The 20495-nt window shown below is 38.9% G+C and carries 21 protein-coding genes and 1 tRNA gene; 17 read left to right on the top strand and 5 right to left on the bottom strand.

What is annotated here, in order from left to right:
- Nucleotides 1–35 precede the first annotated feature (35 nt).
- From BQ2679_RS09175 to pyk, 4 genes are all read left to right on the top strand, one after another.
- The gene (locus BQ2679_RS09175; protein WP_075567880.1) at nucleotides 36–470 is read left to right on the top strand and encodes a hypothetical protein; all 435 of its coding nucleotides are present in this window, start codon (nucleotides 36–38) and stop codon (nucleotides 468–470) included.
- Between the two features lie 157 nt (nucleotides 471–627).
- Nucleotides 628–3729, top strand: coding sequence for a DNA polymerase III subunit alpha (locus tag BQ2679_RS09170; RefSeq protein ID WP_075567879.1), 3102 nt, complete (start codon nucleotides 628–630; stop codon nucleotides 3727–3729).
- A gap of 82 nt (nucleotides 3730–3811) precedes the next feature.
- Nucleotides 3812–4819 carry a 6-phosphofructokinase gene (gene pfkA / locus BQ2679_RS09165; RefSeq protein ID WP_075567878.1) on the top strand — a complete coding sequence of 336 codons (1008 nt, stop codon included), beginning with the start codon at nucleotides 3812–3814 and terminating at the stop codon, nucleotides 4817–4819.
- Nucleotides 4820–4880: 61 nt separating this feature from the next.
- A complete protein-coding gene (pyk, locus tag BQ2679_RS09160; protein ID WP_075567877.1) occupies nucleotides 4881–6386 on the top strand; it encodes a pyruvate kinase in 1506 nt (501 codons plus the stop codon).
- Nucleotides 6387–6695: 309 nt separating this feature from the next.
- Here pyk and BQ2679_RS09155 read toward each other — a convergent pair.
- A tRNA-Thr gene (locus BQ2679_RS09155) sits at nucleotides 6696–6768 on the bottom strand.
- 118 nt (nucleotides 6769–6886) lie between these two features.
- The gene (locus tag BQ2679_RS09150; protein WP_075567876.1) at nucleotides 6887–7636 is read right to left on the bottom strand and encodes a lysophospholipid acyltransferase family protein; all 750 of its coding nucleotides are present in this window, start codon (nucleotides 7634–7636) and stop codon (nucleotides 6887–6889) included.
- Between the two features lie 120 nt (nucleotides 7637–7756).
- Between BQ2679_RS09150 and BQ2679_RS09145 the strand changes: the two genes are divergently transcribed.
- The 5 genes from BQ2679_RS09145 (at nucleotide 7757) to galE (ending at nucleotide 13904) form a co-directional block, all read left to right on the top strand.
- Nucleotides 7757–10105, top strand: coding sequence for a cation-translocating P-type ATPase (locus BQ2679_RS09145; RefSeq protein WP_392392624.1), 2349 nt, complete (start codon nucleotides 7757–7759; stop codon nucleotides 10103–10105).
- Nucleotides 10106–10206: 101 nt separating this feature from the next.
- On the top strand, nucleotides 10207–10884 hold the full coding sequence (locus BQ2679_RS09140; RefSeq protein ID WP_075567874.1) for a tRNA (adenine(22)-N(1))-methyltransferase: 678 nt from the start codon (nucleotides 10207–10209) through the stop codon (nucleotides 10882–10884).
- On the top strand, nucleotides 10871–11668 hold the full coding sequence (locus BQ2679_RS09135) for a Nif3-like dinuclear metal center hexameric protein (protein ID WP_075567873.1): 798 nt from the start codon (nucleotides 10871–10873) through the stop codon (nucleotides 11666–11668). The genes BQ2679_RS09140 and BQ2679_RS09135 overlap by 14 nt, the downstream gene beginning before the upstream one ends.
- Nucleotides 11669–11684: 16 nt before the next feature.
- A complete protein-coding gene (locus BQ2679_RS09130; protein WP_075567872.1) occupies nucleotides 11685–12779 on the top strand; it encodes an NAD(P)/FAD-dependent oxidoreductase in 1095 nt (364 codons plus the stop codon).
- A gap of 105 nt (nucleotides 12780–12884) precedes the next feature.
- The gene (galE, locus tag BQ2679_RS09125) at nucleotides 12885–13904 is read left to right on the top strand and encodes a UDP-glucose 4-epimerase GalE (protein WP_075567871.1); all 1020 of its coding nucleotides are present in this window, start codon (nucleotides 12885–12887) and stop codon (nucleotides 13902–13904) included.
- Nucleotides 13905–14115: 211 nt separating this feature from the next.
- On the opposite strand, the gene BQ2679_RS09120 is transcribed toward galE, so the two are convergent.
- Complete coding sequence (locus BQ2679_RS09120; RefSeq protein WP_075567870.1) at nucleotides 14116–14313, bottom strand: ferredoxin; 198 nt, start codon at nucleotides 14311–14313, stop codon at nucleotides 14116–14118.
- Between the two features lie 45 nt (nucleotides 14314–14358).
- Between BQ2679_RS09120 and BQ2679_RS09115 the strand changes: the two genes are divergently transcribed.
- From BQ2679_RS09115 to pdxT, 6 genes are all read left to right on the top strand, one after another.
- Entirely contained in the window at nucleotides 14359–14847 is a 489-nt protein-coding gene (locus tag BQ2679_RS09115; protein WP_075567869.1) for an SAG1386/EF1546 family surface-associated protein, read from the top strand.
- Between the two features lie 8 nt (nucleotides 14848–14855).
- Nucleotides 14856–15527 carry a (d)CMP kinase gene (gene cmk, locus BQ2679_RS09110; RefSeq protein WP_075567868.1) on the top strand — a complete coding sequence of 224 codons (672 nt, stop codon included), beginning with the start codon at nucleotides 14856–14858 and terminating at the stop codon, nucleotides 15525–15527.
- A 141-nt stretch (nucleotides 15528–15668) separates the two neighbouring features.
- Nucleotides 15669–16007: a zinc ribbon domain-containing protein YjdM gene (locus BQ2679_RS09105; protein WP_075567867.1), complete on the top strand. Its 339-nt coding sequence runs from the start codon at nucleotides 15669–15671 to the stop codon at nucleotides 16005–16007.
- 2 nt (nucleotides 16008–16009) lie between these two features.
- Nucleotides 16010–16642 (top strand): Pr6Pr family membrane protein, encoded by a 633-nt coding sequence (locus BQ2679_RS09100; RefSeq protein WP_075567866.1) that lies wholly within the window; start codon nucleotides 16010–16012, stop codon nucleotides 16640–16642.
- Between the two features lie 137 nt (nucleotides 16643–16779).
- Nucleotides 16780–17655, top strand: coding sequence for a pyridoxal 5'-phosphate synthase lyase subunit PdxS (gene pdxS / locus BQ2679_RS09095; RefSeq protein WP_074324233.1), 876 nt, complete (start codon nucleotides 16780–16782; stop codon nucleotides 17653–17655).
- On the top strand, nucleotides 17656–18228 hold the full coding sequence (gene pdxT / locus BQ2679_RS09090) for a pyridoxal 5'-phosphate synthase glutaminase subunit PdxT (RefSeq protein ID WP_075567865.1): 573 nt from the start codon (nucleotides 17656–17658) through the stop codon (nucleotides 18226–18228).
- A 34-nt stretch (nucleotides 18229–18262) separates the two neighbouring features.
- On the opposite strand, the gene trhA is transcribed toward pdxT, so the two are convergent.
- Both trhA and BQ2679_RS09080 read right to left on the bottom strand, forming a co-directional pair.
- On the bottom strand, nucleotides 18263–18910 hold the full coding sequence (gene trhA / locus BQ2679_RS09085) for a PAQR family membrane homeostasis protein TrhA (protein WP_075567864.1): 648 nt from the start codon (nucleotides 18908–18910) through the stop codon (nucleotides 18263–18265).
- The gene (locus BQ2679_RS09080) at nucleotides 18907–19353 is read right to left on the bottom strand and encodes a DUF1836 domain-containing protein (protein ID WP_075567863.1); all 447 of its coding nucleotides are present in this window, start codon (nucleotides 19351–19353) and stop codon (nucleotides 18907–18909) included. Before BQ2679_RS09080 ends, trhA begins: the two co-directional genes overlap by 4 nt.
- Nucleotides 19354–19487: 134 nt before the next feature.
- On the opposite strand from BQ2679_RS09080, the gene BQ2679_RS09075 reads away from it, so the two are divergent.
- Together BQ2679_RS09075 and BQ2679_RS09070 are read left to right on the top strand one after the other, a co-directional pair.
- Nucleotides 19488–19991, top strand: coding sequence for a GNAT family N-acetyltransferase (locus tag BQ2679_RS09075; RefSeq protein ID WP_075567862.1), 504 nt, complete (start codon nucleotides 19488–19490; stop codon nucleotides 19989–19991).
- A complete protein-coding gene (locus BQ2679_RS09070) occupies nucleotides 19981–20484 on the top strand; it encodes a methylated-DNA--[protein]-cysteine S-methyltransferase (protein ID WP_075567861.1) in 504 nt (167 codons plus the stop codon). The genes BQ2679_RS09075 and BQ2679_RS09070 overlap by 11 nt, the downstream gene beginning before the upstream one ends.
- Nucleotides 20485–20495 lie beyond the last annotated feature (11 nt).

The raw sequence follows: 20495 nt of genomic DNA, 5'->3' as shown, positions 1-20495 counted from the left end.
ATAAAAATAACTTAACAAATTAGTGGGAGAAAAAAATGTCAGACCAAAATCCAAATGTAGAGCTAAACAAAGAAGAAGATAAACTAATTGTAGAAAATAATTCGGTGGAAGATATGAAGAATGGTCCAAAAGCAGTCAAGAAACCTTCGGCTCTTCTATCTTTCTCATTTTATTTGGCACTTACCTATATTCTTCTATTTATAACTCTTGCTTTATTTACTGCTCCATGGGGAATTTTATTCTTGATTTTTCTAGGTCCTAATTTAATTGCATACGCTATAGCAACTGTCTTAACACGGATAGGAATCAAGAAAGTAAATAAAACTGTCTTGTATGTGAGTGCAGGATTTTATTTGCTTTCTGGACTTTTAGCATTCGACCCGGATTGGCAGATGTTTAGGGTTTTCCCTTATCTCTCACTAGTCCTAGTTCTAATCGGGATATTTTTAACGAAAGATACAAGTAACTAAGTTAAAAAAGCTAGGCGCAACTGTTCTTCGAACTTATTTAATATCATAAAACCATAGCCTTTTAGGCTATGGTTTTTTAGTTTAATGATTAGAAAGAAATTGTGTTTCTATTTTCTAAAATGGTATAATATAAAGAGAATAAGGGAGGTGGTAGTGAGTGATTGCCCAACTAGATACAAAAACGGTATATAGCTTTATGGAGAGCATGGTTTCTATTGAAAAATATGTCTCTATCGGAAAAGAATATGGCTATAGATCTTTAGGAATTATGGATGTGGATAATCTTTATGGAGCCTATTATTTCATCAAAGAATGCCAAAAACAGGGAATGCAGCCTTTATTAGGACTTGAGATGACAGTTCATCATAAAGAAGAAATGCTCAATCTACGTTTTCTAGCCCTGTCAAACCTTGGATATCGCAACCTGATGAAGATATCTTCACGAAAAATGACAGGTAAAAAAGAATGGGCTGATTTTTCTTCCTACCTTGAAGATATTTGTGTCATTGTTCCTTACTATCCTGAAGTTGATTCCTTGGACTTAGGGCATGACTACTATATCGGAGTGTATCCAGATACACCCCAATTGAATGTTTCTCACCCCCTTCTCCCTCTTTATCGTGTTAACTCTTTCGAGTCTGAGGATTTAGAAGCTCTACAGATGCTTAAAGCGATTAAAGAAAACGTAACCTTGAGAGAGGTTGATGTTCAATCGCAACAGGGCTTGTTTTTACCGGCTGACCGTCTTGAAAAGATTTGCCAAGAGAGGTTTCCAAACGCACTGGATAATCTTGCAAGATTGATTAAAGAAACTTCCTACGAAATTGATAGTAGTCTCAAACTTCCACGTTTCAATCCAGAGAGACCTGCTGTTGAAGAACTTCGGGAAAGAGCTATTCAGGGATTGGAGCAGAAAGGGTTATGGAATCAGGTTTATCAGGCTCGTTTAGAAGAAGAGTTATCAGTGATTCATGATATGGGATTTGATGATTATTTCTTGGTTGTTTGGGATCTCTTACGTTTTGGCCGTTCTCAAGGTTATTATATGGGAATGGGACGTGGTTCTGCTGTAGGGAGTCTTGTAGCCTATGCTTTGGATATTACAGGAATTGATCCTGTAGCTAAAAATCTAATCTTTGAACGCTTTCTAAATCGTGAACGTTATACCATGCCAGATATCGATATTGATATTCCAGATATCTATCGTCCAGAGTTTATTCGCTATGTTCGTGACCGTTATGGTAGTATCCATGCTGCTCAGATTGTCACTTATTCAACCTTTGGAGCCAAGCAAGCCATCCGAGATATATTTAAACGTTATGGTGTTCCAGAGTATGAATTAACTGCCATTACCAAAAAAATTGGACCAAAGGATACTCTGACTGATGCCTATACTAAAAATCTTAGTTTTAGGCAGTTGATTCAAAGCAAAATAGAATATCAAAAGGCCTTTGAAATCGCTAAAAAAATAGAAGGCTATCCGAGACAAACTTCCATTCATGCTGCAGGTGTAGTTATTAGCGATAAAACCCTAACGGATTACATTCCACTTAAGTATGGTGAGGATATGCTGATTACTCAGTATGATGCTCATGGAGTCGAAGGCAATGGTCTTCTGAAGATGGATTTCTTGGGTCTACGAAATTTAACATTTGTTCAAAAAATGCAAGAGTTATTGCTTAAGACAAAAGGAGTATCCTTGAAGATTGAGGAGATTGACCTTGAAGACAAAGAAACTTTGGCTCTCTTTGCTGCAGGTAAAACAAAAGGGATCTTTCAATTTGAACAACCAGGAGCTATCCGTCTTCTTAAACGAGTGAAACCTGAGAACTTTGAAGAAGTGGTTGCTACGACTTCTTTAAATAGACCAGGAGCTAGCGATTATATTGACAACTTCGTTGCAAGAAAACATGGTAAGGAAAAAGTCACTGTACTTGATCCTGTTCTAGAAGATATTCTGGCACCAACCTATGGGATTATGCTCTATCAGGAGCAGGTAATGCAAGTAGCTCAGCGTTACGCTGGTTTTAGCCTAGGTAAGGCTGACATTTTGCGCCGGGCTATGGGGAAAAAGAATGCTGCTGAGATGCATCAGATGGAAGAAAGTTTCATTCAAGGTGCACTTAAAAAAGGTCATGCTGCTGAGCAAGCCCAGCAAGTATTTGCAGTTATGGAAAAATTTGCGGGCTACGGATTTAACCGGTCGCATGCTTATGCCTATGCAGCTTTGGCATTTCAACTTGCCTACTTTAAAACACATTTTCCAGCGATCTTCTATCAGGTCATGCTCAATTATGCTAGCGGAGATTATATTCTAGATGCGCTTGAAATGGGCTTTGAACTTGCTCCTTTATCTATTAATACAGCTCTATTTCAAGATAAGTTAGTAGATAAGACAATTCATCTAGGTCTTAAGAGTATTAAGGGAATGCCTCGTGATTTTGCCTATTGGATTATCGAGAATCGTCCATTTTCTAGTGTTGAAGATTTTATCACACGATTGCCGAAAAATTATCAAAAGGAGAGTTTATTAACTCCTCTGGTAGAAGTTGGTTTGTTTGATAACTTTGAGAAAAATCGACAAAAAATCTTAACCAACCTACCAACTCTATTTATCTTTGTAGAAGAATTAGGTAGCCTCTTTGCGGATTCTAGCTATAGTTGGACAGATACAGAGGATTTTTCAAATATTGAAAAATTCCAAAAAGAGCAGGAATGGTTAGGTGTGGGGATCAGTCAGCATCCTTTAGTTGCATTAGCTAAAAAAGCCATCTATCCTATCACTAGCTTATCTGACTTATCTGAGAGACAAATAGCTACAGTGCTCGTTGAGATTCTATCGATTCGTGTTATTCGAACAAAAAAAGGTGAAAATATGGCCTTTTTGAAAGTCAGTGACAGCAAAACAAAGCTAGAAGTGACTGTTTTTTCAGAGCGATATCGCCAATTGAGAGACTGTCTACAAGAAGGCAAGTTTTACTATATGAATGGTAAGACCCAATCTAGAGATGGAAAACTCCAGCTAGTATTGAATGATCTTAAAGAAGCAGTTCATGAACGATTTTGGATTCAGGTAGCCAATCATGATCGTGATCAAGAAATTTATCATATTTTAAAAAAATATGAAGGCCAGATACCAGTCGTAATTCGTTATGAAGAAGAGCAAAAAACAGTCCTTGCATCAGGCTATTTTGTCACTAAAGATATAGCTTTACAAGAATCTTTGAGTGGGATAGTTATGAAAACGATTTATCGCTAAAATTTACGGAAAATAGAAGAATTTTCAATTTAATTGTGATATAATCAGGGAGAATGTTAAAGGAAAAAGGAGCAAAAACCAAATGAAACGTATTGCTGTTTTAACAAGTGGGGGAGATGCCCCAGGTATGAATGCTGCTATTCGAGCGGTAGTTCGTCAAGCCCTTTCAGAAGGCATGGAAGTATTTGGTATCTATGATGGATATGCTGGTATGGTTGCCGGTAAAATTTCTCCACTTGATGCTGCTTCAGTGGGAGACATCATTTCTCGTGGTGGTACTTTCTTGCACTCAGCTCGTTATCCTGAGTTTGCACAACTAGAAGGTCAACTTAAAGGAATTGAGCAATTGAAGAAACACGGAATTGAAGGTGTTGTTGTTATTGGTGGAGACGGTTCTTACCATGGTGCTATGCGCCTGACTGAGCATGGATTCCCTGCTATTGGACTTCCTGGGACAATCGATAACGATATCGTAGGTACTGACTTTACAATCGGATTTGACACTGCAGTAACAACTGCAATGGATGCGATCGATAAAATTCGTGATACATCATCAAGTCACCGTCGTACTTTCGTTGTTGAAGTAATGGGACGTAACGCAGGTGATATCGCTCTTTGGGCAGGTATTGCAACAGGTGCTGACGAAATCATCATCCCTGAAGAAGGCTTCAAATTTGAAGATATCGTAGCAAGCATCAAAGCTGGATATGAACACGGTAAAAAACACAACATTATCGTTTTAGCAGAAGGTGTCATGTCAGCAGCTGAATTTGGTCAAAAACTAAAAGAAGCTGGGGATACAAGTGACCTTCGTGTCACAGAACTTGGTCATATCCAACGTGGTGGTTCACCAACTGCGCGTGACCGTGTTCTTGCTTCACGTTTGGGAGCCCATGCTGTTAAGCTTCTAAAACAAGGAATCGGTGGAGTAGCTGTTGGTATCCGTAATGAGAAGATGGTCGAAAATCCAATTCTTGGAACAGCAGAAGAGGGAGCATTGTTCAGTTTGACATCTGAAGGTAAGATTGTTGTCAACAACCCACATAAAGCAGATGTTGAATTATCTAACTTGAACAAGAGCTTGTCTTAATCCTACAAATAATTAAAATAAAAAACAACAAAGTTGTACTACATAAAGGAGTCTTATAAATATGAACAAACGTGTTAAAATCGTTGCTACATTAGGTCCTGCGGTAGAAATCCGTGGTGGAAAAAAATTCGGTGATGATGGATACTGGGGTGAAAAATTAGATGTTGAAGCATCAGCACAAAACATTGCTAAATTGATCCAAGCTGGTGCAAATACATTCCGTTTCAATTTCTCACACGGTGACCACCAAGAGCAAGGTGAGCGTATGGCTACTGTTAAACGTGCAGAAGAAATTGCTGGTCAAAAAGTTGGTTTCCTTCTTGACACAAAAGGACCTGAAATCCGTACTGAATTGTTCGAAGGTGATGCTAAAGAGTATTCATATGTAACTGGTGAAACAATCCGTGTTGCTACAAAACAAGGTATCAAATCAACTCGTGAAGTCATTGCTTTGAACGTAGCTGGTGGTCTTGATATCTATGATGACGTTGAAGTAGGTCGTCAAGTATTGGTAGACGATGGTAAATTGGGTCTTCGCGTTGTAGAAAAAGATGCAACTAACCGTGAATTCGTAGTTGAAGTTGAAAATGATGGTATCATCGCTAAACAAAAAGGTGTAAACATCCCTAACACTAAGATTCCTTTCCCAGCACTTGCTGATCGTGATAACGCTGATATCCGCTTTGGTCTTGAGCAAGGAATCAACTTCATCGCTATTTCATTTGTACGTACTGCAAAAGATGTCAATGAAGTCCGTGCAATCTGTGAAGAGACTGGAAACGGTCACGTTCAATTGTTCGCTAAAATCGAAAACCAACAAGGTATCGACAACTTGGATGAAATCATTGAAGCTGCAGATGGTATCATGATTGCTCGTGGTGACATGGGTATCGAAGTACCATTTGAAATGGTTCCAGTTTACCAAAAAATCATTATCACGAAAGTGAACGCAGCTGGTAAAGTCGTTATCACTGCAACAAACATGCTTGAAACAATGACTGAAAAACCTCGTGCAACTCGTTCAGAAGTATCAGACGTATTTAACGCTGTTATCGATGGAACAGACGCAACAATGCTTTCAGGTGAATCTGCAAACGGTAAATACCCACTTGAATCAGTTACAACAATGGCTACTATTGACAAGAATGCTCAAACACTTCTTAACGAATATGGTCGTTTGAACTCAGATTTGTTTGAACGTCACTCTAAGACTGAAGTTATGGCTTCTGCAGTTAAAGATGCAACAAGTTCAATGAACATTAAATTGATTGTAACCATTACTAAGACAGGTCACACAGCTCGTTTGATTTCTAAATATCGTCCTGATGCTGATATCTTAGCTATCACATTTGACGAATTGACACAACGTGGATTGATGTTGAACTGGGGTGTTATTCCTGTAACTACTGACCGTCCATCAAACACTGACGACATGTTTGATCTTGCTGAGAAAATTGCTGTTGAACAAGATTTGGTTCAATCTGGTGATGATATGATTATCGTTGCAGGTGTGCCTCTTGGTGAAGCTGTTCGTACAAATACAATGCGTATCCGTACAGTACGTTAATCTAAAAGTAAAAGAACCTATCACTTAATGTGATAGGTTTTTTATTTAGAATTTATGTTTGTCAATTGATTGACAGAAAGAGAGTTTGAGATAATAAAAAAACTTTCTGGCAAAACCAGAAAGTATGAGAGGCATCTCCATGTGAGAAACTGGTTCACACAATTTCTCAAGGTCCGCTCCTGCGTTATGACCTCCTTATGCTCAATAGTAGCTCTCGCTACTTATCGACTCATCGCAGAGACTATTTTACTATAAGGGAGAGGAAATGTCAAGAAAAATCCGTCCCGTTATCAAGGGACGGATAAAAGATGCTAATTGCCGGGATCGAACCGGCGACCTCATCCTTACCATGGATGCGCTCTGCCTACTGAGCTAAATCAGCTTACCAAAAGAGTATACTACAGATTCAAATTTTTGTCAATATTGGCTTAGATTTACAAGAAATTGACTGATACTATGATAAAAAGCTTAAGGTTGATAAACCTTAAGCCTCAATCAGTTTATTGTAGTTTTTCTCGTTTTTTGTCTGGATTCCAAACAAAACTTGCGATAAAACTAAAAATAATTGTAAAGAACGCCACAAAGATAGCTAGGATTAGGGCAGGGATACGAATAAACCACCAGAGAGGGTTTGGTTTTGTATCTGTATGCCATTGTTTTGTTTCCTCATCCAACCGTTGAAATTCCGTTTGAATACGATCTGCCACGATTTCAATTCCCTCATCATTCATTTTCTTGATATCTGAAATATCAATAGGATTTCCAAAGTTCATATCAACACGTTCTCGACTAATGAGTCCTTTCAGAGTCATAGGACCAGTATAAGTGACAGGCATAATACGAACCTTGGCCATTTTAGCAATTAGGGCTACCCCACCTTTGACATCATTAGAGTGACGACTACCGCTCGGGAACATAATGAGAGAGCGATTGCTTTTTTTGAGGACGTTGATTGGATATTTAATAGCTGAGGCATTAGGATTTTCCCTATCAATAGGAAAAGCACCACACATACGAATCCACCACCCAAAGATACGATTTGAAAACAGCTCCTTTTTAGCCATAAAAATGAACTGTTTGGGTTTGGTTGCAAAGGCCATGTAGACAGGGTCCCACCAAGTACGATGGGGAGCTACTAGAATATAGTTTTCATCTTGATTAGGGATTCTATCAGTGTTGTGATAATGGGCATTCCCGTTGATTGACCAGAGAATCAGCATAACTAGCCCACGTAGATAAGTGTAAAACATGGTGTCTCCTTCGGTTTTCTTTCTATTATTATACCTTATCATAAGAGGACAGGCAAATATTTTTTATGATGATTGGATGAGCCTTTGTGATGAAATTAGAATTATTCATAAAAAAATGATATGATAGAATTTATGGATAAAAATAAAATGATGGGGTTAACCCAAGCAGAAGTTAGAGGCCGACAGTCACAGGGTTTGGTCAATGATTTTAAAGCTTCAGCTAGCACCAGCACCTGGCAGATTGTCAAGCGAAATGTTTTTACACTTTTTAATGCCTTAAACTTTGCGATAGCTCTTGCCCTTGCCTTTGTACAGGCATGGAGCAACCTTGTCTTCTTTGCAGTCATCTGTTTTAATGCATTTTCTGGGATTGTAACCGAGCTACGTGCCAAACATATGGTTGATAAGCTCAATCTCTTGAATAAAGAAAAAATTACGACAATTCGTGATGGACAAGAGATCGCTTTGGACCCTGAAGAGCTTGTTTTGGATGACGTGATTCGCTTATCAGCAGGAGATCAGATTCCAAGTGATGCTATTGTATTAGAAGGTTTTGCAGAAGTCAATGAAGCTATGTTAACGGGTGAGAGCGACTTGGTGCAAAAAGAAGTAAAAGACTTAATGTTGTCGGGTAGCTTTCTTGCAAGTGGTTCTGTCCTCGCTCAGGTACATCATGTTGGGGCGGATAACTATGCTGCTAAACTCATGCTTGAAGCTAAGACAGTGAAGCCAATTAACTCACGTATCATGAAATCGCTAGACCAACTAGCTGGCTTTACCGGGAAAATCATTATTCCTTTTGGAATTGCTCTCTTGCTTGAAGCCTTGGTCTTAAAAGGTTTGCCACTAAAGTCTTCTGTAGTCAATTCATCTACAGCTCTTTTGGGGATGTTGCCTAAAGGTATTGCTCTACTTACTATAACTTCGCTTTTGACGGCAGTGATAAAACTAGGACTTAAAAAGGTTTTAGTACAAGAAATGTATTCTGTAGAAACCTTAGCGCGCGTGGATATGCTTTGTTTGGATAAGACAGGAACCATTACCCAAGGAAAAATGAAGGTTGATTCACTGTTACCTTTGACAGAAGTTTATGATGAGCAGTCTATTGCTGCTATCTTAACTAGCTATATGGCTCATAGTGAAGACAAAAATCCTACTGCTCAAGCTATCCGTCATCGATTCCAAGGGCAAACTAGTTACTCAATTTCATCAAGTGTTCCATTTTCTAGCGACCGTAAGTGGGGAGCTATGGAGATGGAGGGGCTTGGGACTATTTTCCTTGGTGCCCCTGAAATGTTGCTAGATAAGGAAGTAGTAGAAGCTAGAGCAGCCTTAGAACGCGGCTCACGTGTCTTAGTTTTGGCTCTTAGTCAAGAAAAATTAGACTATCAGAGACCTAAACGACCAGAATCAATCTTGGCATTGGCGCTTCTAGAAATTTTGGATCCTATCCGTGAAGGAGCTGCAGAAACACTTGATTACTTACGAACGCAACAAGTAGGGCTGAAAATTATCTCTGGCGATAATCCGGTTACTGTATCAAGTATTGCGCAGAAAGCTGGGTTTGTAGATTACCAAAGTTATGTAGATTGTTCAAAAATTTCAGATGAAGAATTGATTGCTATAGCAGTAGAAACAGCTATTTTTGGCCGTGTGTCTCCACATCAGAAGAAATTGATCATCCAAACTCTGAAAAAAGCAGGATATACTACAGCAATGACAGGGGATGGTGTTAATGATATCCTAGCTCTCCGTGAGGCAGACTGTTCCATTGTTATGGCTGAAGGGGACCCAGCAACTCGTCAGATTGCAAATCTGGTCCTCTTGAATTCAGATTTCAATGATGTTCCTGAGATTCTCTTCGAAGGTCGTCGTGTGGTCAATAATATTGCCCACATTGCTCCGATTTTCTTGATTAAGACAATCTATTCCTTCTTGCTAGCAGTTATCTGTATTGCCAGTGCTTTGTTGGGACGTACTGAATGGATTTTGATTTTCCCATTCATTCCGATTCAGATAACTATGATTGACCAGTTTGTAGAAGGATTCCCACCGTTTGTATTAACTTTTGAACGAAATATCAAACCTGTGGAACAAAACTTTCTCAGAAAATCCATGCTTCGAGCTTTACCAAGTGCCTTGATGGTAGTCTTTAGTGTTCTCTTTGTTAAAATTTTTGGAACCAGTCAAGACTGGACAGCCATTGAAATTTCGACACTTTTGTATTATCTATTGGCATCGATTGGTTTCATGTCTGTAGTTAGAGCTTGCTTGCCATTTAGCCTGTGGCGTGTGTTATTGATTATTTGGTCAATTGGAGGTTTCCTTGGAACAGCTCTATTCCCAAGAATCCAAAAGTTGCTTGAAATTTCAACACTTACAGGTCAAACATTACCTATCTATGGCATTATGATGCTCGTCTTTATTGTGATTTTCATACTGACAAGTCGTCATCAAGTTAAAAGATAAAGAAAGACTGCAATCCATGATTGCGGTCTTTTTTAGGTGCAGGATAGCCAGATAAAATATGGTATAATAAAGGGAAATAGAGTTTTTGAAAGTGAGAGAAGATGATTTCAAAGAGATTAGAAACAACAGCTTCTTTTGTTCCCCAAGGAGCTGTTTTACTGGACGTCGGTAGCGACCATGCTTATTTACCTATTGAATTAGTTGAAAAAGGTCATATTGAAGCTGCCATCGCGGGTGAAGTTGTAGAGGGACCCTATCAATCTGCAGTCAAAAATGTTGAAAGTCATGGCTTAGCTGATAAAATCCAGGTTCGTTTAGCCAATGGTTTAGCAGCTTTCGAAGAAAGTGACCAGGTCTCTGTTATCACTATTGCAGGAATGGGTGGTCGTTTGATTGCTACGATTTTAGAAGAGGGTTTGGACAAACTAGCCAATGTTGAGCGATTGATTCTTCAACCCAATAATCGTGAAGATGAGTTACGTAGTTGGTTACAAGAGCATGGATTTCAGATTGTAGCTGAAAGTATTTTAGAGGAGGCTGGAAAATTTTACGAGATTCTAGTTGTGGAAGCTGGAGAAATGAAATTGTCAGCAAGTGACACCCGTTTTGGTTCTTTTCTATCTAAAGAATTTAGCCCCGTATTTGTCCAAAAGTGGCAAAGAGAAGCAAGTAAGCTCGAATTTGCCCTTAGTCAAATCCCAGAAAAAAATCATGAAGAACGTCAAGTTTTAGTAGATAAAATTCAAGCCATCAAGGAGGTGCTCCATGAAAGCAAGTGAAGTAATTAAGCGTTATGAAACCTATTGTCCTCAAGAATTTTCTATGGAAAGCGATAATCGTGGACTGCAGATTGGAACTTTGGACAAGGACATCCAAAAAGTCATGGTTGCCCTTGATATACGTGAAGATACAGTGGCAGAAGCTATTGAAAAGGGTGTAGATTTGATTATCGTTAAGCACGCGCCTATCTTCCGTCCGATAAAGGACTTGGTAGCTAGTCGCCCTCAAAATCAGATTTATATTGATCTTATCAAGCATGATATTGCAGTCTACGTCAGCCATACTAACATTGATATCGTTGAAAATGGCCTCAACGACTGGTTCTGCCAGATGTTAGGTGTTGAGGATACAACTTATCTGCAGGAAACAGGTCCTGAACGTGGCATCGGTCGTATTGGCAATATTAGACCTCAAACATTTGAAGAATTTGCTAGTCATCTTAAGGAAGTATTTGGTCTAGATAGCCTTCGTATGGTGTATTATAAAGAGACTGATTTGCAAAAAACAATCTCAAGAGTAGCTATTTGTGGCGGCAGTGGGCAGTCTTTCTACTATGATGCTTTAGCAAAAGGAGCAGATGTCTATATCACTGGAGATATCTATTATCATACAGCTCAGGATATGTTGTCAGACGGCTTGTTGGCTCTGGATCCAGGTCACTATATTGAAGTTCTCTTTGTTAAAAAAATTGCCGAGCTCTTGAACGAATGGAAGAAAGAAAAGTCTTGGTCGCTAGAAGTTATCGCAAGTCAAGCGTCCACAAATCCATTCCACCATATATAATTAGAAGGTATTGACAATGAAAAAAGTAGCCATTGTTGGAGCAGGTATTGTAGGGGCGACAACTGCCTATTATCTCTCTAAAGAAGCTGATATAGAAGTGACTGTCTATGATCATGGGCTTGGACAGGCAACAAAGGCAGCAGCTGGTATTATCAGTCCCTGGTTTTCTAAACGACGCAATAAAGCTTGGTTCAAGATGGCGCGCTTGGGAGCAGACTTCTATGTCGATTTGTTGAATGATTTACAAGAGTCAGGGCAGGAAGTTGATTTTTATCAGCGCTCGGGAGTTTTCCTCTTGAAAAAAGATGAGTCTAAATTTGAAGAACTCTATAAACTAGCCTTGCAACGTAGAGATGAATCTCCCTTGATTGGGGAATTAGCCATTTTAGATCAAGCGACTGCAACTAATTTATTTCCTGGTCTAGAGGGATTTGAGAGATTACTTTATGCTTCTGGAGGAGCTCGAGTAGATGGACAACTCTTGGTGACTCGCTTGCTAGAAGCTAGTCAGGTCAAGGTGATTAAAGATAGGGTGACGATAATACCTGTATCTTCAGGTTATCAGATTGGAAATCAGATATTTGACCAAGTTGTTCTTGCGACAGGAGCATGGTTGGGGGATATACTAAAACCTTTAGGTTATGAGGTGGATGTTCGCCCACAAAAGGGGCAACTCCGAGATTACCAAGTACCACAAGACATGGGAGCTTACCCTGTAGTTATGCCGGAAGGTGAGTGGGATTTGATACCATTTCCCGGCGGTAAATTATCTCTAGGAGCTACCCATGAAAATGACATGGGATTTGATCTAACAGTTGATGAGAATTTGCTCCAACAAATGGCTGAAGCAGCAAGTTCGTTTTATCCTATCTTAAAAGATGCAATGATAAGTGGTGAACGTGTGGGGATTCGTGCTTATACGAGTGATTTTTCGCCGTTTTTCGGACAAGTGCCAAACTTGTCAGGAGTATTTGCTGCGAGTGGATTAGGATCATCAGGATTGACAACTGGTCCCATTATAGGCTATCACCTAGCCCAAATACTTCAAGGGGAAAGTGGAGTCTTGGATCCAGCGGATTATCCGACTGAAAGATATATTAAAGAGAAATAATTGTAAACTTTTTACCTAGTTTTTACGATAGGATTAGGATAGCAAATGACTTTCCCTATCAAAAATGGTAAAATAAAAAAAATAATTCAAGAATAGAGGAAAAAGATGAAAGAAAAGATTTTAGTCACAGGTGGAGCCGGCTATATCGGAACTCATACAGTAGTTGAATTGGTCCAAGCTGGCCACCAGGTTGTTGTAGTGGATAACCTATCTAATAGTAATCGTAAAAGCCTTGAAGTGGTAGAAAGAATCATAGGAGTTGAGATTCCTTTTTATGAAGCTGATATCCGAGATACGGATACGCTTCGTGATATTTTCAAACAGGAAGAACCTACAGGAGTCATCCATTTTGCAGGTTTGAAGGCAGTTGGTGAGTCAACTCGTATCCCTCTTGCCTACTATGATAACAATATTGCCGGTACAGTTAGCCTTTTGAAGGCAATGGAAGAAAATAACTGTAAGAACATTATCTTCAGTTCTTCAGCAACAGTTTATGGAGATCCTCATACTGTTCCAATTCTAGAAGATTTCCCACTTTCAGCTACCAACCCTTATGGCCGTACCAAGCTTATGCTGGAAGAAATCTTGACAGATATCCATAAAGCAGATTCAGAGTGGAACGTTGTCTTACTTCGTTACTTCAACCCAATTGGGGCGCATGAGAGTGGTGACCTAGGAGAAAATCCAAACGGCATTCCAAACAACCTTTTGCCATATGTAACACAAGTCGCAGTTGGTAAGTTAGAACAAGTTCAAGTCTTCGGAGATGACTACGATACTGAAGATGGAACAGGTGTTCGTGACTATATCCACGTCGTTGACCTAGCAAAAGGACACGTTGCCGCCCTTAAGAAGCTTCAAAAAGGCTCTGGACTCAATGTGTATAACCTTGGTACTGGAAAAGGCTACTCAGTTCTTGAAATTATCCAAAATATGGAAAAAGCTGTTGGGCGCCCAATTCCATACCGTATCGTTGAACGTCGCCCAGGTGATATCGCAGCCTGTTACTCAGACCCAGCAAAAGCTAAGGAAGAGATCGGATGGGAAGCAGGACTTGGTATTACAGAAATGTGTGAAGATGCATGGCGTTGGCAAAGCAAACATCCAAATGGATTTGAAGATTAAATAAAGTTGTATATAAAAAAAGAGGAAGAATTTCCTCTTTTTTAACAGTCTATAGAAAGCAATAACTAGAAAGCCTCATAATTTTTAAAATGTTTATACAATAAATAAAAATAGAATAAAATAAGTCTTTAAAAAGACTATAATTTTCTAGAAAAATATGCTAAACTAGAGAGAGTGGAATAAAATAATTGAGTATCCCAAATAATTACTTTTAATCTTTGATCAGAGCACGTGTTGGGCAATTTTTAACAGCCTCTAGAACGTCATTACTAGTGGGAATCTCTTTTTCCAATTGATCAGGGTCATCGTAAAAGCGTACTATGCCATTATCATGATAATCAAATAGTTCTGAATAAGTTTGGCAAAGTCCACATGCAATACAGCGTTCAGGTATAAGTGTGATTTTCATATTTATATTGTAATAAGAAAATAGAAAAAACACAAGGAGTAAGGTATGGAAAAAGAACCATGGCAAGAAGATATTTATGAGGAAAACAAGGAAGAGTCGAGAAGTGAGCGCCATTCTAGAAGTGGAAAGTGGGCTTTTCTTACAGCGAATAACACTTTAACAACCCTGGCTATCATTTTCTTTATTGTTGTTATAGGTATGATTATTGTTTTAGTATACCTATCTTCGGGTGGAAGTGATAGAACATCAGCTTTGAAGGATTTTTATGATTCTGCAAATCCTAAAGTTGAAGAAGTAACTACTGTAACGACAGAAACAACTACGGTAGCTACTACTGAGTCTGGCGAACAACAAAATACTACAGAGGCTCATACAGATCCTGAAGGTACAATTACTGTATTGGCTGGAGAAGGTGAAGCTGCAATTGCAGCTAGAGCTGGAATCTCTATTGCACAGCTAGAAGCTTTGAACCCATCACATATGTCAACAGGTTCATGGTTTGCAAATCCTGGTGATGTTCTTAAGATAAGATAGGAGCAACTATGAAAACAATTCAGATTGCGATTGATGGTCCAGCTTCAAGTGGTAAAAGTACTGTTGCGAAAATTATCGCTAAGGATTTCGGTTATACTTATCTCGATACGGGCGCTATGTATCGTGCAGCGACCTATGTAGCTTTACAACATCAAATCAGTCCTGATCAAAGTTCTCAACTTCTTGAATTATTGGATCAATATCCGATTAGCTTTGGACGTTCTGAAAGTGGCGAACAATTAGTCTTTCTTGGAGATGTTGATGTTAGTCATCCTATTAGGGAAAATGCTGTGACCAATGCAGTATCATCTTTTGCAGCGATACCAGCTATTCGTGAGAAGTTGGTTGCTCTTCAACAAGAAATTGCTCAACAAGGTGGCATTGTTATGGATGGCCGCGATATTGGTACGGTAGTGTTACCTAAGGCTGAATTAAAGATATTTCTTGTAGCTTCTGTGGATGAGCGAGCAGAACGTCGTTACAAGGAAAATCTTTCAAAAGGAATTGAAACTGATTTAGAAACTTTAAAGGAAGAAATTGCAGCGCGTGATTATAAAGATAGTCATCGAGAAACTTCTCCCTTGAAGCAAGCAGAAGATGCTATCTACTTAGATACAACAGGACTTTCTATTTTAGAAGTTGTTGACAAAATCAAGGTGGAAGCACAGAAATATTTATAAGAATAACTTAAAACCGATTAACCATTTTTATGCTAATCGGTTTTTCATGATTATTTGTCAAAAAAGGTATTTTAAGGTATAATAGTTGCTGTTAAAGAAAATTTGACAATCAAATAATCATAATTTTTTTAAGGAGATAACATGAGTCAATTACCAAATTGCCCAAAATGTAATTCAGAATATGTGTATGAAGATGGGGCACTTCTAGTTTGTCCAGAATGTGCTTACGAGTGGAATCCTGCTGAGCAAACCGAAGTTGAAGATAGTGTTGTTGCTATTGATGCAAATGGGAACAAATTAGCTGATGGAGATACAGTAACCTTGATTAAAGATTTGAAGGTTAAAGGGGCTCCTAAAGACCTCAAACAAGGAACTCGTGTGAAAAACATCCGTATTGTTGAAGGTGACCACAACATTGACTGTAAGATCGATGGTTTTGGTGCTATGAAGCTTAAATCAGAATTTGTGAAGAAGATTTAATCATGATTAAAAATGAAAAAGTAATATTTTATAGTCGTATCTTTTTATTTATAGCAGCCTTTACCGGTGTATACTTGGAGATTACTAAACGTGGTGGTTTAGGGATGTTACTCTACTATACAGTCCTCTCTAACCTTTTGGTTGTAATCTTTACAGGCTATCTTTTGATAAAGATGCGTAGTGGCGGTGATAGTTGGCAGAGTTCTGGGATTCTACGTCTCAAAGGTGGTGTCACCATGAGTATTATGATTACTTGTGTCATCTATCATTTCATGCTAGCTCCCTTGACGACAGATTTTTACCGTTTGGAAAATTTCCTTTGCCATTATATCGTACCCCTCTGGTTTTTAGCAGATACAATTATTTTTGATAAGAATCGTCAATATAAGTGGTTTGATCCCATGCTTTGGACTAGCCTTCCTTTGCTTTATATGATTTTTGCTATCTTAAACGGATTTGTTCTAAAGATGGCTGTCCCAAATGCTAAGGATAGTCCCTTCCCTTATTTCTTTTTGAATGCTCCCAAACATGGATGGGGCTTTGTCTTTAAATGGGCAGTCACTATCTTTGTTGCTTATATGATTTCAGGATATCTATTTTATCTAGTGAAAAGGATTAGAAGATCAAAGAAATAAAAAGTACCCCTATGCGGGTGCTTTTTTTGTTAGCGATAATTGTACCCGGACAAATTGATTTTTTTTATCTTGTACTTGAGTCATTTCTACCTTAAAATAAAATTGTAGCTACCAATACAACTATTGAGGAAGAGAAAATGACTGAAAATCGTTATGAATTAAATAAAAATTTGGCACAGATGCTTAAAGGTGGCGTCATCATGGATGTTCAAAACCCTGAACAAGCAAGAATTGCTGAGGCTGCAGGTGCGGCAGCAGTTATGGCCTTGGAGCGAATTCCAGCTGACATTCGTGCTGCTGGTGGTGTCTCTCGAATGAGTGATCCAAAGATGATTAAGGAAATCCAAGAAGCGGTCAGCATTCCAGTTATGGCTAAGGTTCGAATTGGGCATTTTGTTGAAGCTCAGATTTTAGAAGCTATCGAGATTGACTATATCGATGAGAGCGAAGTTCTGTCTCCAGCTGACGATCGTTTCCATGTGGACAAGAAAGAATTTCAAGTTCCTTTTGTTTGTGGTGCTAAAGACCTAGGAGAAGCCTTGCGTCGTATCGCTGAAGGAGCTTCTATGATCCGTACAAAAGGGGAACCAGGGACAGGAGACATCGTTCAGGCAGTTCGTCATATGCGTATGATGAATCAAGAAATCCGTCGCATTCAAAACCTCCGTGAGGACGAGTTATATGTTGCTGCCAAGGACTTGCAAGTACCTGTAGAATTAGTTCAATATGTCCACGAAAATGGAAAATTACCAGTTGTCAACTTTGCAGCTGGAGGTGTTGCAACACCAGCGGACGCTGCTCTTATGATGCAGCTAGGTGCAGAAGGTGTGTTTGTTGGCTCAGGGATTTTCAAGTCAGGTGATCCTGTTAAACGTGCGGCAGCAATTGTCAAGGCTGTTACCAATTATCAGAATCCTCAAATTCTGGCTCAAATCTCTGAAGATTTAGGAGAAGCCATGGTAGGTATCAACGAGAATGAAATCCAAATTCTCATGGCTGAGCGAGGAAAATAGATGAAAATCGGAATCTTGGCCTTGCAAGGTGCCTTTGTAGAACACGAGAAAATGCTTGCTCAACTAGGAGTTGAAAGTATTGAGCTGCGAAACCTAGAAGATTTTCAGCAACATCGAAGTGAGCTATTAGGTTTGATTTTGCCAGGAGGTGAGTCTACAACTATGGGAAAACTATTGCGAGATCAGCAAATGTTGATTCCTATAAGAGAGGCTATTCTCAACGGTTTACCAGTCTTTGGAACTTGTGCAGGCTTGATTTTGCTAGCGAGACAAATCACTTCTCAAGAGGAAAGCCATCTATCGACTATGGACATAGTAGTGGAGCGTAATGCCTATGGACGTCAGTTAGGAAGCTTTTATAGCGAAGCAGACTGCAAAGGAGTTGGTAAAATACCCATGACATTTATCCGTGGTCCAATTATTAGTAGTATTGGTGAGGATGTTGATGTTCTAGCAATTGTGAACGATCAAATCATTGCGGCACAAGAAAAAAATATGCTGGTAACCTCCTTTCATCCTGAATTGACAAATGATCTTCGCCTACATCAGTACTTTATGAATATGTGTAAATAAAAAAAGAGGTTGGGATTTCTCCCAACTTCTTTTTTTACATATAATAAACAATGGCAATGTACTGTAGTGCTGAAGCTGCTAAGATAAACAAATGCCAAATCATGTGAAAGTATGGTTTTTTCTTGGCGTAAAAACCAGCTCCAACAGTGTAACAGAGTCCGCCCGATACCATGAGGCTCCAGAAAATTGGAGTTGTTTGACTGATGATTGCAGGTAAAATAGCCAAGACTAGCCATCCCATGACGAGGTAGAGAATGAGACTGAATTTTTCATTGACCTTCTTGGCCAAAATTTTATAGAGGATTCCAAAAATAGTCGTTCCCCATTGAATAGCAATAATGAGATAACCAAACCAGTTATTCATTAGGGTCAAAACGACAGGAGTATAAGAACCTGCAATGGCAACATAAATCATGGAATGGTCAATGATACGTAATACATATTTATGGGTTGAGCCATAAGCCATAGAATGGTAGATAGTAGAAGATAAGAACATGAGAAAGAGGCTGATGACGAAGATGGACACACCGACAGACGATAAAAATCCATGAACTTCATAACTATAAGTCGATGAGATAGGGAGCAAAATCAGCATAATAAGTGCCCCTACGGCATGGGTGACACTGTTGGCAATTTCTTCTCCAAAACTAAGTCGTTTACTAAGTTTTAAGCTGGTATTCATCTAGGATTCCCCTCCTCTTTGGTAAGTATTAAGTCTAAAGTTTGATAATAGAGTTTAACAGTTTGACAACTGGTTTGAATAATGGGATTTTCTGGGTCAATCCCTTCGTTCATATAGTCCACAAAAGCGTTATAGAGTTGCTCTGAGTTAGTTTCTGTTTGTAGAGTATTGAGTGTTTGAGCAATCTCTTGAATAGAAAAGACAGACTTAAGCGTAGTTATAGCTATCAAACGAGCGATTTGCTGGCGTTGGTATTTTTTCTTTTCAGGTTTTGTCAGATAGCCGTGTTTGACATAGTTATTGACCATAGAAGCAGTTAAGCCTTTTTCAGATCCTGATGAGATAGGTTCGCATACTTGATTTACATAAAGTAAGACTTGGTCCAGATAGAGATCAATATTTGGAATTTCTTTCCATTTTGGATAGGAAAAATAACGTTTCATTTCCAACCCCTTTTTATCTAGTTTTGATAACTAGATTATATAATAATACAAAAAGAAAGTCAAATTTCAAGTGCTTGTAGAAAGATATAAATTATGCTATGATGAGAGAAACTAGTCAGAAAAGAGGGAATAAGATGGAAATTCGTTTAGCCTTTCCAAATGAAGTTAATGCAGTTATGAAGGTAATTGAAGATGCTAAAAAGACTCTTGCTCAATCTGGTAGCGACCAATGGCAAAATGGGTATCCAAATGCTGATATTATTATTGATGATATCATCTCAGGTCAAGCCTATGTGGCTCTTGAAGAAGGAGACGTTATTGCCTACGCAGCTGTTACTAGGAGTCCAGAATCTGCCTATGATGCTATTTATGAAGGCAAATGGCAAGGAGGAGAGTCAGAGTATCTTGTATTCCATCGTATTGCTGTAGTTGCTGCCAATCAAGGACAAAAAGTTGCTCAGACCTTTTTAGAAGGACTAATTGAAGGCTTTGACTATCTAGACTTCCGTTCAGATACTCATGCTGAAAATAAGATTATGCAACATATATTTGAAAAACTTGGGTTCCAACAAGTCGGCAAGGTCCCAGTAGATGGGGAACGTTTGGCCTATCAAAAAATAAAATCGAATGCAAAATAAATTTGCAAAAATAGTCTATACTTCTCCAATTGGGCTCTTGTCAATAGTTGCTACCGACCAATATCTATTTGGTATTTGGGTGGAGGGCCAAAATCATTTTGAAAGAGGCCTGATAGCTGATAATATAGAAGAAGTTAAAACTCATCCTGTTCTGAATCAGGTTATTTCTTATTTGGATGACTATTTTTTAGGGCAGAATCCGAGTTTGTCGGAACTTCCTCTAGCTCCGATTGGGACGGATTTTGAAAAGAAGGTTTGGTCTTACTTACGGGAAATTCCCTTTGGAACTACAGTAACCTATGGACAAATAGCTAAAGACCTAAGTGTAGCCTCTGCCCAAGCAGTTGGTGGAGCAGTAGGTCGTAATCCGTGGTCCATTCTAGTACCTTGCCATCGAGTACTTGGAGCAAACAAGCGACTGACAGGTTACGCTGCAGGACTCGAAAGGAAAGCTTGGCTCTTGAACCACGAAAGGGCAGATTATAAATATTAGAAAGTGAATAT

The sequence above is a fragment of the Streptococcus timonensis genome, from assembly GCF_900095845.1.
GTDB lineage: Bacteria > Bacillota > Bacilli > Lactobacillales > Streptococcaceae > Streptococcus > Streptococcus timonensis.
Note: the sequence above shows the minus strand (reverse complement) of the source record. Positions and strands in the feature narration are given on the sequence as shown.